A 16,023-nucleotide genomic window follows, 5' to 3' on the forward strand; every position below is an offset into this window, starting at 1 on the left:
AGAACTAAACCGGTTTTCGAGACCTATCTTTATGCTGGATTTTCAACATCAAGCTGGGTGGACTTAGTGTTGTTGGATTAAGCAGCAACGTTGGCAGCTCTATAAGCTAATGCTCTTAAGGTGGAACTAGCATGCCCTAGTCAGAGATAAGTCATATCACGAGCCAAGCAAGTGGCAATACTGACGCATTCCTAACCCAATGTTTGGGACCATATAGCTTGCTTGGTGCACATATTAATCACTTCACTAACTTATTTGTGCTGATTTGAGTGAATATGGTCGGCCAAGGTGGCATCAGAGGCATCTTAGAAATCACTTGGAGGCTCTTATCACTAGTAGAGTGCCAACGGCAAGCCCTAAGAAGGGAGGTAGCCATGCTGCGGCCACTGGGTTTAAGGTACCTACTTTGCCAAGCGCATCAGCAATAAAGCCTAAGAGATAATAGCCAAAAATAATGACGACACTGATGCCGAAGCTAGTTGCTTTGCCTGTACGTTGGGGGCGAATACCCACTGCAGCGCCAACAATCCCAAATACAATGCAGACAAACGGTAGCGCATACCGTTGGTATAAACGTAGCTCCCAAATGCGAATTCTCCGATCGTCTCCAGACTTGCGGACAATTTGATTAAGATGCTGCCTCGTTTCGGCAATGTTCATTTCATCATCGTCTTTGCCACGAGAAGCTAAGTCTAAAGGAGTACGGGGTAGAGCCAGCTCTTGCTGCTCAAACTTTACAATATGACCGAAGGACCCATCTGGGGAAATCGCATAAATGGTGCCATTAAAGAAGGTCCAAACGTTGTCCGTAAAATTCCACGTGGCAGTCTCTGCACTGACTACCTGTTCTAGGCCAGCTTGGGAAAAATCGAGGATGGTTAAACCCTGCATTTCTTCCCCATTGAAGCGACGAGCGTAGAATAATCTTCCTAGTTCTTTCCCACTGCCATCAGCTGCCTTTTGGTACTCCTTATACAGGATATTGCGTTCCCGGAAGGGCGGCTTTTCGGAGTTGAAGGCTTGCTCCAACATTACTTTGGCTCGATAATTGGCGGCAGGAGTAATGACCTCATTAAATACAAAGGTCAGGCCTGTGATCAGAATACTCAGGGCTAGGGCTGGTGCTATAATCCGACGGACACTCACACCACAGCCACGCAACGCGGTCAGTTCGCTGTCACTAGAAAACCGACTGTAGGTCATCATGGTTGCTAGCAGTGTCGACATCGGAAATGCCAACACTACAAATTCAGGCATCTTTAAAACAAAAACCTGCATGGCCAAACCGACTTCCAGGCCTGATTCAGTGACTCTACGAATTAGATCGAATAGGGCCCCTACAGATACTAAAATTGACGAAAAGGCTCCTACACCAAAGAGAAAAGGTAATGTAAGCTCCTTAGCAATGTATCGATCCATGATCGAAATCGACAGAAATGGCCACCGAGGAAAACCTGAACTAGGAGCATTGGGTTGGGATGTGGTAGCCATAAACAGATGGTCACTATCGGTGGGGTGAGTGCAAAAGAAACCCAAGGAACAAGTTAACAGTCAAAGCTATCTTGCTCTTTAAGGTTTAGGGGGTAAATCACAGTTTAAAGTCGTCGCCTAGGTAGTGTTCACGTACCAGGGGATTATTGGCAAGGTCTTCAGCACTACCGTAGGCCAATATGCGACCATCGCTCATTATGTAAGCTCGATCAATAATACGCAGTGTCTCGCGAACATTATGATCGGTGATGAGAATTCCCATCTTGCGATCGCGAAGCTGAGACACAATATGCTGGATTTCAGAAACAGCGATGGGATCCACACCAGCAAAGGGTTCATCAAGAAATAGGAACGTTGGTCCTTCTTTGCCAGAAGCAATTGCACGAGCCAATTCCGTACGGCGACGCTCACCACCAGACACTTGAATGCCCAGAGTGTTAGCTACTTTTTCCAATCGAAATTCCCGCATTAATTTTGCTAAGCGCTCAGGCCGTTCTCGGCGGGGAACATGAGTTTGCTCCATCACCAGACGAATATTATCTTCGACTGTAAGGTTCCGAAAAATGCTAGCTTCCTGCGCCAGGTAGCCAATGCCTAAACGGGCTCGCTCATGGATTGAAAGGGCCGTGATTTCTCGTTCGTTTAAACGTACAATCCCCTGATCAGGGTGCTCTAACCCAGTGGCCATATAAAAGGTGGTTGTCTTACCAGCTCCATTAGGACCTAACAAACCAACAATTTCGCCCTGGGCTACTGTCAGACTCACACCACGAACAACTGTGCGCTTACCGTAAGCCTTATGAACATTTTCCAGGGCAAGTACAGTGCCTGTTTGGGTCAACCTATTCGATGATGGGGGATTAGCAGCGGGAGACAGCATTTATTCGTTAGTGGGGATAGCAAACTCAGGCAGTTCCTCAGGAAGTGCTGGGAGAGGTGTAGATGGTTCTTCGGGCTGAGGTGCCGCAGCAGGTTCTTCAGTCGGTTCAGGGAGAACATATATTGATTCCACCTGACTATTGTCGCTAGGCGTTGCCACAAAGCGTCCCTCATCGATTAAATAGGTAACAACTTCAGCCTGTAGAGTGTTAGCCTCCTGCTGTACAAATACATTACCCGTCAGGATGATGCGTCGCTCACGACTGTAATACTGCGCCTGAGCAGATGTCGCATAAATTGCCTCTTCAGGGTAGTCAATCTTGACGTTGCCGCGAGCAGTAATAATGCCCGTATTAGCATCAGCTTCTTGAACATCAGCCCGCAGCTTGATAGAGCCTCCGGATTGGGCCTGAGAAGGAGTAATCCAATAGTTAGCAGCCACTACGATGCCAAACACCACAGTGCTGGCAATCTGAAACGGTTTTGGAAAAGGGAAACGAAAAATGTGTTCTCGCATTACAACCATAGCTTGCCTTCTGCTATTGCCCATTCCTAATCTAAACGTTGATGACGTCACAGTTTATTAGTCTTAGCCCAGTTGCATGACTGGTTTCATAAGCTAGGTCTTAATTGTTGCTTATTTTGCCAAGCACACCTAATCCAATAGTTTATTTCATGCTGTCAATTACAAATTCCCTAAACATGGGGAACGACTTAGCTAGGGGTTCCTTCATAAATAAAGTGGGATGATTTTGTGCTCAGCATCACAGTTTTGTAATCTCAAGGGGAGGCCTCAAGTCATTATTTTCATGCCAGTTGAATTTTGGGTGTTACTAGTCTATCTTCACGGTCAAGCCCATGATTTTCTGTCGCTGGCTGTCTACTTAATAAACAGGCTAGCTTTTGGACTTCATTAGGCCCGGTTTCTTGTAAAACAGTGAGCCAATCTATTGCTTGGTCTACTAGATCAGTAACGTTAATGCCACCGTGGACCTCCCCGTAGGCATGCAATCGGTTACTGCCTTCTCCTAGTAAAATAGCGGCCCCTCTCCAGTTGCTGTTGGACAGATGGTAAAGCCCAACAGCTATTTGAAGAATGCCCTGATAGAACGCTCGATCGCTTGGACTGGCCTCCAGCCAAATGGCTTCTAGCGTATCGTGGCAGGCGTAGTAGTCTCCCTGATTAAATTGCTCAACTCCTACCCAAAATTCTGCAGGTTGATCATTAGTGCTTGAAGAGTTACCGGAACCAATCATGGGCAGACTACAGCAATCTTTAATCTATACAAACTTACAGATGTTATTCTCCACTTTGAGTGTGCGTTGTTTGGAGTGTCAAGTATGGTAGTGTCTTCTCCTGAGTCTCAACAGGCTAACTTTGGTACAGGTTGGCAGCCATTAGATTTGCCAACCACACCACTATTTGGAACTGATGGAATTCGTAGTCGAGCGGGGGAGCTCTTAACGGCTCCTTTAGCCTTACAAGTTGGATTTTGGGCAGGGCAAATTCTGCGTCAGCAGCAGCCAGGGGCGATCATTCTAGGGCAAGATTCCCGTAATTCTAGTCCAATGATTGCAGCAGCTTTAGCGGCAGGATTAACTTCAGCAGGTCTTGAAGTGTGGGATATGGGGTTATGTCCGACTGCTGCAGTGGCCTATATGGCAGGCGATATGGGTGTGTCTGGTGGCATTATGATCTCAGCAAGTCATAACCCGCCTGCAGACAATGGCATCAAGTTTTTTGGGGCAAATGGCACCAAGTTAGAAAAGGTGATACAGGCGAAGATTGAACAATCCCTACGTCAAGGGTCTTGTACTAGTGCTTTTAATCCTGGTAATCAATGGGGCAAAACCTATCAACGACCTGAACTTGTGAAACGCTATGTTGACTCTCTACATCAACCATTTTTAGGTCAGCGCTATTTGGGCGGTATGCGTATTGTTTTAGATTTAGCTTGGGGTGCAGCTGCTTGTGTAGCCCAGTCAGTATTTGAAGCGACCGGAGCAGAAGTGGTTGTAATGCACGGTCGTCCGGATGGCAATCGCATTAATGTTAACTGTGGGTCGACTCACCTGGAGCCCCTCAAAGCAGCTGTGAGTGAACATGGTGCTGACATCGGCTTTGCCTTTGATGGCGATGCTGATCGAGTCATGGCTGTAGATAGCCATGGTCGTGTTGTCAATGGTGACTACATCTTGTATTTCTGGGGGCAGACCTTGAGGCAGCAAGGACAGCTTCCTGACGATACTATTATTTCGACTGTGATGGCTAACCTTGGCTTTGAACATGCCTGGGAGCGGTTAGGTGGCAAATTGGTCCGTACTAAAGTGGGTGATCAATATGTACATGCAGAAATGGTTGCGCGCGGTGTCATGCTTGGCGGTGAGCAGTCTGGGCATATTCTCTGTCATCACTACAGTTTGACTGGGGATGGTATTCTTACTGCCCTGCATCTAGCTGATTGGCTGAAGCGAGCCGAATGCTGTTTGCCTGACTTAATTGATCAGAGTTTTGATCCGTATCCTCAACGATTGAAAAATGTTAAGGTCATCAGCCGTGAGAAACGTCGCCAATGGGCAGCGTGTGAGCCTGTACAACGGGCAATTGCTAAAGCTGAGGCTGCTATGGGTGATCAAGGTCGAGTTCTAGTCAGGGCATCGGGAACAGAGCCAGTGATTCGTGTAATGGTAGAAGCGGCTCATTCCGATCTTGTTGATCATTGGACTGATGCCTTAGCGGATGTTGTAGAGGTCAACTTAGCGGGTTAATCTGTACCCAATTGATTGAGAGAATTGCTTTTGTGTATTAATGCGGGAGCTTACGATTCGATCAAACTAGCGCTCGATATGGCTAAGCATGTCTGCCATATTGAGCGTCTGAGGTTGATCAATCATTTTTGGTGCTAAAAGATATTTTTTGTGGCTTGCGTCTAGCTGTGTCGGTATGACATCATAGATCCCCTGTGTCAATAATTGCTAGCTAGCACCATCAATCATGGCTAAAGGCGTTCGCATTATCATTACGTTAGAGTGCACGGAGTGTCGTAGTAACCCTAACAAGCGTTCTAAGGGGGTTTCCCGCTATACCACTCAAAAAAATCGCCGGAATACAACCGGTCGACTAGAGCTGAAAAAGTTTTGCACCCATTGCAACACTCACACTGTTCACAAAGAAATTAAGTAGAGATCATCATGGCCTATTTTCGCCGTCGGGTATCACCCATTAAGCCCGAGGAAAAGATCGACTATAAAGATGTTGATCTTTTGCGCAAGTTTATTACGGAGCGGGGCAAAATCTTGCCACGTCGAATTACAGGGTTGACTGCAAAGCAGCAGCGGGATTTAACTGTTGCTATCAAGCGTGCACGTATACTGGCACTGCTACCCTACGTTAACCGCGAAGGTTAGTGCTTGATGAGATGCTGGCCATTAAGTCAGCAGCATGTAGGTTCTTGGTTATCAGCAACTCGTATAGTCGGCTTTAGGTAAAGCGGGTTATATGTAAATTGTTGGACTACTGTAAAACCAACAGTGAAACCATACGGTAAGGATCTAGGTTGGTGGAAAAGGGAGCGCTGATCGAGTTTAAGGTGCAGGGAAACCCTCGATTGGGGGTGGCCGATCGCCCAGAAGGTAAGAAGAATTGGGTGGTGATTGATGGTAATGGCCAATCCCATGTCTTGCATCCTCGTCAGATCACCTACATCGTTGTTGAAAACGGTGATTATGAGCCTTCGGATATTGCTGCTTTTATGGCTGAAGCTGAGCCCAATATTGAGCCAGATAGCTTAGAAGTTGCCTGGGAATTTTTGCAAGAAGCTGGGGAGGCTACCGACCCGGCTTCTTTGGCTTTGTTATTGTTTTCAGAGCAATCACCGCCACTGCGTTATGCGGCTTACTGTCTGCTGAGTAGTGACAAAGTTTTTTTTAAGCGTAAAGGCGATCGCTATGAACCTCGTTCGGTGAAACAAGTTGATGAGGTTCGACATCAGCAGGCTCGTGAGGTCGCTCGGAAATTAGAGTGGGAAGGATTTTTATCTCGTTCAAAGCAAGCTCTTGGCATACGGCAGTCTGAGGGAGCTGATCAGCAAGATTCTTTGTCTTCTATAGAATGGGAAAAGACTGATAGACAGCGTCTAGATCTGTTAGAGCGCTATGCAACTTTGGGAGAAGATTGCTCACAAAAAGTAGCGGCACAAGAAGTCTTAACGGCTCTTGACTACAAAACAGCAGCTGAAGATGCTTTTCAGCTCTTGGTCGATTTGGGCCTGTGGAGCCCTCATGAAAACCTAGCGCTGCGGCGTAGTCAGATTCCTATCCAAATTCCCGATGAGGTTAGTGCCATGGTGCAGAAGCGTATTGATAATCCGCCACCTGATGCCGATGCTGACCGATTAGATTTAACTCATCTCAAGGTTTACACCATTGATGATGAAAGTACCCGTGAAATAGATGATGGTCTTAGCCTAGAGAGTGTTGGTGATGGACGTAAGCGGATTTGGGTGCACATTGCAGATCCTACTCGTTGGTTGCTGCCCGGAGATGATATTGATTTAGAAGCACGCCGTCGCTGTACAACTGTTTATTTGCCAACGGGGATGATTCCTATGTTCCCAGAGGCTTTAGCGACTGGTCCGATGAGCCTGCGTCAGGGGGAAATTTGCTGCGCCCTAAGTTTTGGCATTGTGCTGGATGAAGCCGGGGCTGTTGAAGAATATGCTATCAAGGCGAGTCGAATTAAGCCCACTTATCGACTTACCTATGACGATGTTGATGAGATGCTTGAGTTGGGACTCAAGGCTGAGCCTGAGTTGAATGAGATTGCTGAGTCTGCTAAGCGACGGCGACAGTGGCGTAAGTCTCAGGGGGCGATTTCCATCAATATGCCAGAGTCATCAATCAAAGTGATTGACGAAGAGATCACAATTGATGTGTTGGAAAACTCGCAGTCACGTCAAACTGTTGCAGAAATGATGATTTTGGCTGGTGAAGTGGCGGCTCGGTATGGTGAGGCCCATGCACTAGCTATTCCATTTCGTAGCCAACCTGAACCCGAGTTACCTTCTGATAATGAGCTATTGCAGTTACCTTCGGGCTGGGTGCGTGACTCTGCAATTCGTCGCTGTATGCCCCGCAGTGAGATGGGTATCAGTCCTGCTCGTCATGCAACTTTAGGGTTGGATTATTACAGTCAGGTAACATCACCCATTCGTCGCTATACGGATCTGTTGGTCCATTTTCAACTGAAAGCTCATTTGAGAGGAGAAACGTTGCCTTTCTCTCCCGCAGAAATGACAGAGCTAACCCAGGGGGTATCCACTGCTGCCTATGAGGCGGTGACTGTAGAACGCCAGACTAAACGCTATTGGGCGTTGGAGTTCTTACGGCGTGAGGGCAAGCACGCATGGTCAGTCATGTTGTTGCGATGGCTGCGAGAACATGAAAGTCTTGGATTGGTCATCATTGAAGACCTGGGACTGGAGTTGGCGATGCGGTTTGAAAGCATGCCAGCTCTGGGGGAACGTTTTGATGTTCGGGTTGTCCATGCCAATCCACGACAGGACTTTATTCGGCTTGAAGTGGTGCCAGATGAAGTGTTGACAGGTGAAGCTGTGGCATGACGGTGCAACCTTTTCTGCATACCACTCCTGACGATGTGTTACTGGATACGGTTGAACAAAAGGTTCTGATTCCGTTAGAGGATGGTCGTATACAGCAGTTTCGGTTGGTGCTACCCACTAGTATTGATGCCTTATTAGATCATCCGGCTACCTATAAAGCCTTTGCTCAAGATGAATACATGCCCTACTGGGCAGAGCTGTGGCCGTCGGCGCTGATGTTGGGCCAGGCACTTGGCCAGCATGTTTGGCCTGCTGATACTCGGGTTTTAGAGGTGGGTTGTGGGTTGGGATTATCCGGCCTAGTGGCGTTGGCGCTGGGTATGGAGGTAATCTTTACTGACTATGATGTCGCCGCCTTAGACTTTGCGGCTCGAAATGCTCGACTCAACGGATTTGAACAGTTTCATACGATGCCGTTGGACTGGCGCTGTCCGCCGGAAGGATTACGGGTTCCCTTGATGCTGGCTGCCGACGTTATCTACGAAGTGCGTAATATTAGTCCATTAATACGACTGATGAAAGTCGTTTTGGAGCCTGGGGGGGAGTGTTGGCTTTCTGATCCGGATCGTCCCCACAAGAAAGAGTTTCAATCAGCGTTGATGTCTAATGGATTTGAGTTTGAGGTGAGGCCGATGACGCTAGAACGACCCAATCAGCCGACTGTGCAGGGCACTGTGTATCGGATTTGGGACTCAGGAAAACGGACTGCTTAATGGATGGTTTAGTGAATGGTTGCGCCTTGCGATCGCAACCAGTCTTGATCACGTTTTAGTAGCCCTATGGGTTGACAAAAATGAGTCCCTTGTACGGAGGTCTGCTGCCAGTTAATGTCTCGCAGATAACATTGACGGATGACAGCATGATCTAGGGTGGCATTTTGCAAGTTTGCCCCTGAGAGATTGCTTTCCGTCAGCGTTGCATGGACCATAACAGCCTGTTGTAAGTTGGCAGACGTCAGATTGGCATGGCTGAGATTGGCCCTGGTTAAATTAACCTGTTCAAGGGTTGCAGCTTCACCAGTAGCACCTATCAATGTGGCCTGATTAAGGTTAGACCGAGTTAACACCGCTTGGGTGAAATCAGCATGGTTCAAGTTTGCTTGTCGTAGGTCACATCCTTGAATCTGAGCCATATATAACTGCGCGTAACTACCGTCGATGCCGTAGAGTTCGGCCCCGTTAGCATTGACCTGCTTCATACAGGCCCGATGAAAATTGGCATTGATCAAGCTAGCCCTTCGCAACATGGTATGGCTCAAGTCGGCTTCGGTGAAATTAGCTTTGTAAAGTTCCGCTTCAGTAAGATTGGCACCCGCTAAATTAGCGTGGGATAAAGTTGCTTGTTCAAGGGTGGCGAACATTAAAACCGCGCCCAACAAATTAGCCCGTCTGAGACTCGTAGCGGTCAGGTTGGCAGATGTCAAAATAGCTCCGCTTAAGTTAACATCTGACATTTGCGCGTCGATCAGCTGTGTCCGCTCCAGATTTGCTCCACTTAAATCAGCCCGTGTAAAATCCACTCGCTCCAGATTTTCACAGCTTAAATCAGCCCCCCTTAATTTGACACCAGCTCTGCTCAATTGGCTTGCTGGGGGATAGTATCTAGGTATAACTAATTCAGTTGGAATTGCTACTGGGGTATCACCCCATCCATCGGCCATAGTGCCCGTTCATTTGAGGGATGCAGCCATCAGGCCACCGTTCTCTTTCAATTATTTAGATATCTAGCTAAAAGTAGATATCTAAATAATTTTGACCATATTTTATTGGTCTATGTCACTGAGACGGACGCCGTCTTTATGCAAAATTTTTACACGAATTTCAGGTTGATTTATGTCTTCACAAGGCTTTGCTGAAACCTTGTGAGCTTTATTCATTAGTATTCTTCTCTATTGCAAGTAGCTCTTTTAGGGCTAGCAATGTCTTGAGGCAGACCTGATTGAATTCACAAAAATCATATGTTTCATATTAAGGGTAGATTGATGGCGAATTGCTGAATACATATCTTTAGTTGAAGACATATTTCTACAGGAGCGATTGTGTCACCAGTCGGTTGCTGCGTCTATAGCTGTTGTGAGTTATGGCATTCAGCAAGTACTGAGGTTGTGCACTATGTGCCAAGCTGCCCTGACAAAATGCTGCGCTTTTCCTGATTGCCAAGGTGGTTTTCCATAGGTTTTGACTAGGGCGTCTGTGCTTTATAGGGCATCTAGCAGTCTCGATCCAGTTGTTGACCATCAGGCATGATGGTGCGACACAGGTGTGCTCCTTCCAGGTCTTCAATATGTATTTCTGCCCACCACAGTTCTGCTTCGCGTAAATCTGCATCCCACCACTGTGCTTCCCACAGTTCTGCGTTGCGTAGGTTGGCCCCTTGCAGATTGCTGCCTTGTAAATTGGCTCCTCGCAGATTGGCATGTTGTAAATCTACAGCTCTTAAGTCAGCTCCCTGAAGATTGGCTCCCCTAAGATTCGCCTGCTGTAGGTTGGCCATGCTGAGATTACAGTGACTTAAATCTGCATAGGGGAGTTCGATCTTAGCAAGGTTGGCATTAGAGGCTTCCAAGCCCTGAAGCGATAATCCATCCTGGTGTAAAGCTTCCAAGGCCTTATACCGGGCATAGCTGACCGACATTTTTGCCGAAGCCGCCATGTCAACCACTTGCCAAGCTTCGTAATGACGTTGCGCCCGACGTTCAGGTGCTCCTTTGATATAGAGAATTACGGCAATAACAGCGGCAATAGATTCGACGTCGCTGAGCAGAGTGCCGATCATGGTCCAATGCTGTTCCTCCAGTTTGAAGGGCAGCCCATCCTGAATTGTCGGGGTAGCTGCAAGAATTTTGAGGGCTAGCAATACAATAACTGCCAAGGATGCCACTACCCATGTCGGTATTGACTGCATCCAGCGTTCAATTGGGTGGGTTGGTCGAGTTGCTCTCCATTTCATAGGGTGATTTTACAGTTTGCCGAGCTCTAGCACGCCTCTTTTAGGTGTAGAAAACTGGTACAGGCGGGATGGATGCGAAATCGTTCAATATTTTCGAGATTAATGGTAGGCAGCTCGTAGTGGCCCAGGTAAGCAGCGGCTAAGGTTGTGCGGCGGTTGGTGTGACGAGGTACCCACGCTTTGAGAAAACCAATTTTCCAGAGGATTTGTTTAAGCTCCAAATAATCCATGTCCAGAACCCAGGAGGATGCTTGCTCAACGTCATATTCACCACAGACGATGGCCAAAAGCAGATAGTCCAATTCCTCTTTGTTATAGTGACTGCGTTTGCCACGGAAAACTTCAAACACATCTAACAGGTAGGGATATTGAAACCGATATTCTGAAGCGAGGTCACGGGTTTTTTGTTCAGAATAGGATTCTTCGGCAGCTGCGATCGCAACCTCATCAATCCGTCGTCCTGCCAGGGAGTATTCAATGCGTTCAGCACAAAGCTTACAAAACTGTAGAAGCTCACGGGGACGTAGCTGAGTTCGATCAATAATATAGTCTAGAGTTTCCGTCCCACTCGCCTGCATTTGAGCCACAAATATTGACTGCCAAAGTTTTTGGGCATTGAGCTGAGCAGCTTGGGGGAACGAATGAACAATGCGGCGACCAATCAGTTCGAGCAGCTCGTTTTTGCCCCAACGAATGACCTCCACATCTTCGCGAATTTTCTGAGCATCTTCATAGATCTGAGGAATGTTATCAAATAACTCCTGTCGGATAGAAATGTATACTCGCAAATTAGGACTAATCAGATTAAGTTTTTGTGTAGCTTGAAATAAGCCAGCAATAAAAAATTTGGCATCCTCTGAATTGTCCCAACCCTTATCTAGTTCATCAATTAAAATCTTAATCTTGGTATTTTTTAGCACAGCTTGCAGACTGGGTAACAACGTTTTAATTTCATCCAGACTGTAGAGTGCTTGTAAGTCTTGGCTACGAAGACCGCCAGTTGCAGTACTTGTTTTGACCTGCTCAATACGCTTAAGGTAATTGACAAGCGTAATAATGGAGCTAGTTTGTTGAGATAACTTTTGGCTAGATACGTAGTCGTAGATGTTCTTGGTGGCACCTAGTAGTAGCCCTCGTTTAGTCTGGGCAATACTCTTGAATATCAGCGTATACAGCAAATATTGCCAAGCTACTGAATAAGCACTTTGTTTACGCCAAAACCCATCCTCTTCGCTCGTCAGATGCTCTGACAGTAGTTCATAAGAATACTCCTCAGGAGAAAGCTCTAGAACTAGATTCCCTTTACGAATTTCGGTTGCGGCTATGTATTTGAAGATAGCGCTTTTACCAGCCCCACGATTCCCGACCAAAATTGTCTTGCGGCCACTGAGAAATTTCTGATAGGTAGCATTCTGATAAAAGTATTCCGCCAAGCCAAGATTGATATCGCGCTCGGCAGAGTCTGACCCTAAATTGAGTTCCCTAATGTCTAATCGCATTGGACATAGGATGAGTACATTCCTGGATCAGTGTATCGCGTCCTTGAGATAGCCCATAGTACCGTCTAGGGTACCTATTGTTGAAACGCAAAAAAGCCGATGGAATTAACCCATCGGCTTATCATCAACTCGACTTAGAGCCTTAGTTCACCGCATTGAGTTAGGCAGTTGCAGCGCGCACCTCAAATGCGATCACCATATCGTTGAAGTCTTGGTCGCCACCACCAATGATGTCTTCAACACCAAAGGAGTTAATACCAGCTTGTCTGATTTGGTCAAAGCTACCGGAGCCTTGGTGACTAAAGAAGACCTCACCAGCAGAGGGATCAACACCATCAATGACGACATAGGTGCCAAGGAATACACCGTTGGTGATAGTTGCTTCAAAGGTGGTTACTTTGTCATTCTCACCTGTGAGTTGTACATTCAACTGTTTTGCTAGGGCGGCCTCTTTATAGCCTTCTTCCCCTGGACTGATAGTGGCCCTAGTCAGTTCATCGATAATAATGCGGCCATCCGCAAAATCTGTGACGTAGAAGCCAATAGTATTATCTAAACGTGCTTCACGATAGACCGTGAATGATACCTCAGATTGGCCAGTTAAGCCTGTCAAATCAATGGCTGCTGCATCGTTTAGCAGTAGGTTAGTCACCGATACTTCATTCGTTAATGTTGTTGTCAACTTAGTATTATTGCCAAAGTCTAGTGACACCTCTGTGGCACTAACAGAGGTAATTGTTGCCGTACGGATAACAGTGGTATTAGTCTTTAGATCAATCTCTTCGACTTCAAATTGGAAAAACGTTCCTGTCGCAATTTCGCTCTTTGTAAGACTGAAGCCAGGGGTATACTCTACAGGTAAGACACTGCCTTCAAGGACAGAAAAACTACCAAGCTGTTTACGGTTTTTGCCTTTGGCATCTGTTGTAAATATCCGGATTGTCTCAACCGAAACGTTGACAGAAGAACTAATGGTCAAGTTCAGGGACTGGGCGATGCCAAGCTCAGTGATTTCCAGAAGGTTGCCGGCTATTACAGTGAGCTTACTGCTGGCCCCTTGTGTGTTAGAGACAGTGTAGCTCTCATCTTTGGCAGGCTCACTATCCGGCAAAGCATTACCTACTAAGTCTGTAATATTTTGGGTGTCAGCCAGATCGATACCGACAGAACCATTGAAGGAGGCTAGATTTCCGCCGGAGACGGTGATGTTATAAACACGATCATTGACAGCGGTGACGTTAGTGATGCTGGCAGTGGTATTGCCATTGATGGAGAAGTCAGTAACATCAACATTTCGAACACCTTCATCAAAGGTGGCTTGGAATACTAGGGTATTGTCACTAGTTATTGCAGTGCCTGGTGTTAGGCGCTCAATGCTAAGCAGTGTAGGCGGTACAGTTTCATTGCTGACCGTGTAGATTTCATTAGTCCCTGTGGGTGCAGCTACAGGGACAGCTACATTGGACAAGTTTGTAATATTTTGATTTGCAGCTAATGCGAGTCTAACAGGGCCGTTAAAGCTAGCTAAGTCGCCTCCACTTACTGTGATGTTATAGATACTGCTGCTGTTATTAACGGCAACAACGCCAGTAACTGAGGCGGTGCTGCCTCCATTGACAACAAAGTCTGTTGCATCAATTCCCTGAATGTCTTCACTAAATGTGACTTGAAAGACGAGAGTATCACTGTTAGTTGTTGCGGTGGCTGGCGTTAGTCGCTCAATACTTGTTAGTGAAGGAACCAGGCTATTATCAACAGTGTAAACTTCATCTATAGCTGGTTCGCCGTTGGGTAGGGTATTACCTGCTATGTCAGCAATATTTTGGCCAACAGCAAGATCAAGCCCGACAGCACCATTGAAAGTAGCTAGGTTGCCACCACTAACCACAATGTCGTAAACACTTCCGTTAACTTGGGTGACGCCACTGATGGTAGCAGTTGTATTGCCATTGATAACAAAATCATTAGCATCAACATTTTGGACGTCTTCGTCGAACGTCACTCGGAACGTCAGTGTATCTGCATCAGTCGTTGCGTTGCCTGGTGTTTGTCGTGCGATGCTGGTGATTGAAGGAGCTGTTGTATCAGGATTGCCAGTCCCGACGAGCTCATAAGTTTGATTTCTTCCTACATTTGTAGGTACAGCACTGTTGTCTCCTGCGTCAATGATATCCCATGCATTAGACGGTGTAAGGCCTATGGTGCCAGTGAACGCCGGTAAATTAGGAACTTCAATGACAATGTCGTATTGAGCATCATTTTGGTTAACGCTTTTAACAGAAATGATAGTAGCCCCGGTCACTCCAGTAATATCAAAGTCATCAGCTGTTACGTTGCTTACATCTGATGTAAAATTGACTCGAAATTCTAGTTGATTATCCGCAGTAAAAGTAGGGTCATTTGTGTTATCACGGCGAGTAATTCTGTCAAGGCTTGCCATTGTATTTCTCTATAGTGAGTAAACGGTTAAGGGGGCAAGCCGCTAATTTGTTCCTGACAACCATGAGCTCACGCAACAACATGAGCCCATGGTTATATTCAGACCATTTATCTATCAGCGGGTCTGTTCAGGAAACAACTTCACTAAACGCTTTAGTGACTTGAAGCGACTTACTCAATAATTTCACGTAGGGCCTGGTTGGTCCCGACTAAGCTCACGATGGTTACCGAGGCTTAATACAGCAATAAAAGGATTGTGAGGAAGATCTATTTTGGGACACGATATTGCTTTTTGGTGTCATTGACTGTGGAGTGAAACAGCTTTCTAGCGCCGTGTAAAAACGCACACTGAAACAACTCTGATATTGTTACGGAGATGTCTCAGGTAAAAAATATTGTTGTTGACTAGGGGGGAGAGTTATGATGCGATCGCACCTCTTGCCACCTGTAATTCCTGAATCCGTTCCAACGTGCCTGCGGGAATCGCTGAGATTAGCTGCTTGGTGTACGCTTGTTGTGGATTGTTGTAAATCTCATCGGCAGGGCCAAGTTCTTCAAGTCGACCCCGATTCATGACCATGATGCGATCGCTCATAAATTTCACTACGCCCAGATCATGGGAAATAAACACATAGGTCAGGCCAAATTCTTCCTGTAGTTCTTTGAGTAGGTTTAGCACCTGAGCCTGCACCGATACATCCAGGGCAGATACTGATTCATCGCAGATAATAAATTTAGGATTTAGAGCTAAAGCACGGGCAATGCAAATACGCTGACGCTGTCCGCCAGAAAACTCATGGGGAAACCGATTGACACAGCCAGGATCAATATCTACCCGTTCTAATAAATAGGCCACCCGTTCTTGTAGATTACGACGACTGCGGATGACTTTATGAATCTTTAACGGCTCAGCAATGGCTTGACCGATGCTCATACGTGGATCCAGTGAGCTAAAAGGATCTTGGAAAATGACCTGCATTTCGCGACGCAGCTTGCGCATTTCTCCTTTAGGCAACTGGCGAATGTTTTGTCCTTCAAAGAAAATGTTGCCGACGATGGGCTCAACCAATCGTAGTAGGGCACGTCCCAGGGTCGTCTTCCCACACCCTGACTCACCCACCAGACCAAACGTTTCACCCCGGTAC

At 46.6% G+C, this 16,023-nt stretch carries 14 protein-coding genes; 5 read left to right on the top strand and 9 right to left on the bottom strand.

Features of this window, described 5'->3' with window-relative positions; translation table 11 throughout:
- Positions 1–312: 312 nt before the first annotated feature.
- The 4 genes from DXZ20_RS20665 to DXZ20_RS20680 all read right to left on the bottom strand — a co-directional run bounded on the left by DXZ20_RS20665 (position 313) and on the right by DXZ20_RS20680 (position 3,627).
- Positions 313–1,419 (bottom strand): LptF/LptG family permease, encoded by a 1,107-nt coding sequence (locus DXZ20_RS20665; protein ID WP_250565480.1) that lies wholly within the window; start codon positions 1,417–1,419, stop codon positions 313–315.
- A gap of 169 nt (positions 1,420–1,588) precedes the next feature.
- Positions 1,589–2,371 carry an LPS export ABC transporter ATP-binding protein gene (lptB, locus tag DXZ20_RS20670; protein WP_250565225.1) on the bottom strand — a complete coding sequence of 261 codons (783 nt, stop codon included), beginning with the start codon at positions 2,369–2,371 and terminating at the stop codon, positions 1,589–1,591.
- Positions 2,372–2,896, bottom strand: a complete 525-nt coding sequence (locus DXZ20_RS20675) for an LptA/OstA family protein (RefSeq protein WP_163671220.1) — start codon at positions 2,894–2,896, stop codon at positions 2,372–2,374.
- A gap of 281 nt (positions 2,897–3,177) precedes the next feature.
- Positions 3,178–3,627 (bottom strand): DUF309 domain-containing protein, encoded by a 450-nt coding sequence (locus DXZ20_RS20680; RefSeq protein WP_163671221.1) that lies wholly within the window; start codon positions 3,625–3,627, stop codon positions 3,178–3,180.
- A gap of 84 nt (positions 3,628–3,711) precedes the next feature.
- Between DXZ20_RS20680 and glmM the strand changes: the two genes are divergently transcribed.
- From glmM to DXZ20_RS20705, 5 genes are all read left to right on the top strand, one after another.
- Positions 3,712–5,139, top strand: coding sequence for a phosphoglucosamine mutase (gene glmM, locus DXZ20_RS20685; protein ID WP_163671222.1), 1,428 nt, complete (start codon positions 3,712–3,714; stop codon positions 5,137–5,139).
- 226 nt (positions 5,140–5,365) lie between these two features.
- Complete coding sequence (gene rpmG / locus DXZ20_RS20690) at positions 5,366–5,554, top strand: 50S ribosomal protein L33 (RefSeq protein WP_006516708.1); 189 nt, start codon at positions 5,366–5,368, stop codon at positions 5,552–5,554.
- Between the two features lie 8 nt (positions 5,555–5,562).
- On the top strand, positions 5,563–5,778 hold the full coding sequence (rpsR, locus tag DXZ20_RS20695) for a 30S ribosomal protein S18 (RefSeq protein ID WP_006516707.1): 216 nt from the start codon (positions 5,563–5,565) through the stop codon (positions 5,776–5,778).
- A 152-nt stretch (positions 5,779–5,930) separates the two neighbouring features.
- The gene (locus tag DXZ20_RS20700; protein ID WP_163700283.1) at positions 5,931–7,991 is read left to right on the top strand and encodes an RNB domain-containing ribonuclease; all 2,061 of its coding nucleotides are present in this window, start codon (positions 5,931–5,933) and stop codon (positions 7,989–7,991) included.
- The gene (locus DXZ20_RS20705; RefSeq protein ID WP_163700286.1) at positions 7,988–8,704 is read left to right on the top strand and encodes a class I SAM-dependent methyltransferase; all 717 of its coding nucleotides are present in this window, start codon (positions 7,988–7,990) and stop codon (positions 8,702–8,704) included. Before DXZ20_RS20700 ends, DXZ20_RS20705 begins: the two co-directional genes overlap by 4 nt.
- Positions 8,705–8,712: 8 nt before the next feature.
- Here DXZ20_RS20705 and DXZ20_RS20710 read toward each other — a convergent pair whose 3' ends face one another.
- From DXZ20_RS20710 to DXZ20_RS20730, 5 genes are all read right to left on the bottom strand, one after another.
- The gene (locus DXZ20_RS20710; RefSeq protein ID WP_250565859.1) at positions 8,713–9,651 is read right to left on the bottom strand and encodes a pentapeptide repeat-containing protein; all 939 of its coding nucleotides are present in this window, start codon (positions 9,649–9,651) and stop codon (positions 8,713–8,715) included.
- 548 nt (positions 9,652–10,199) lie between these two features.
- Entirely contained in the window at positions 10,200–10,940 is a 741-nt protein-coding gene (locus DXZ20_RS20715) for a pentapeptide repeat-containing protein (RefSeq protein WP_163671226.1), read from the bottom strand.
- Positions 10,941–10,966: 26 nt separating this feature from the next.
- On the bottom strand, positions 10,967–12,439 hold the full coding sequence (locus DXZ20_RS20720; RefSeq protein ID WP_163671227.1) for a P-loop ATPase, Sll1717 family: 1,473 nt from the start codon (positions 12,437–12,439) through the stop codon (positions 10,967–10,969).
- A 160-nt stretch (positions 12,440–12,599) separates the two neighbouring features.
- On the bottom strand, positions 12,600–14,879 hold the full coding sequence (locus DXZ20_RS20725) for a DUF4114 domain-containing protein (protein ID WP_163700293.1): 2,280 nt from the start codon (positions 14,877–14,879) through the stop codon (positions 12,600–12,602).
- A gap of 417 nt (positions 14,880–15,296) precedes the next feature.
- Positions 15,297–16,023 (bottom strand): ATP-binding cassette domain-containing protein (locus tag DXZ20_RS20730; protein WP_163703567.1); only part of this gene is annotated, 727 nt, incomplete at its 5' end.

The organism is Adonisia turfae CCMR0081 (genome assembly GCF_011009555.1).
Classification (GTDB): domain Bacteria; phylum Cyanobacteriota; class Cyanobacteriia; order Phormidesmidales; family Phormidesmidaceae; genus Leptothoe; species Leptothoe turfae.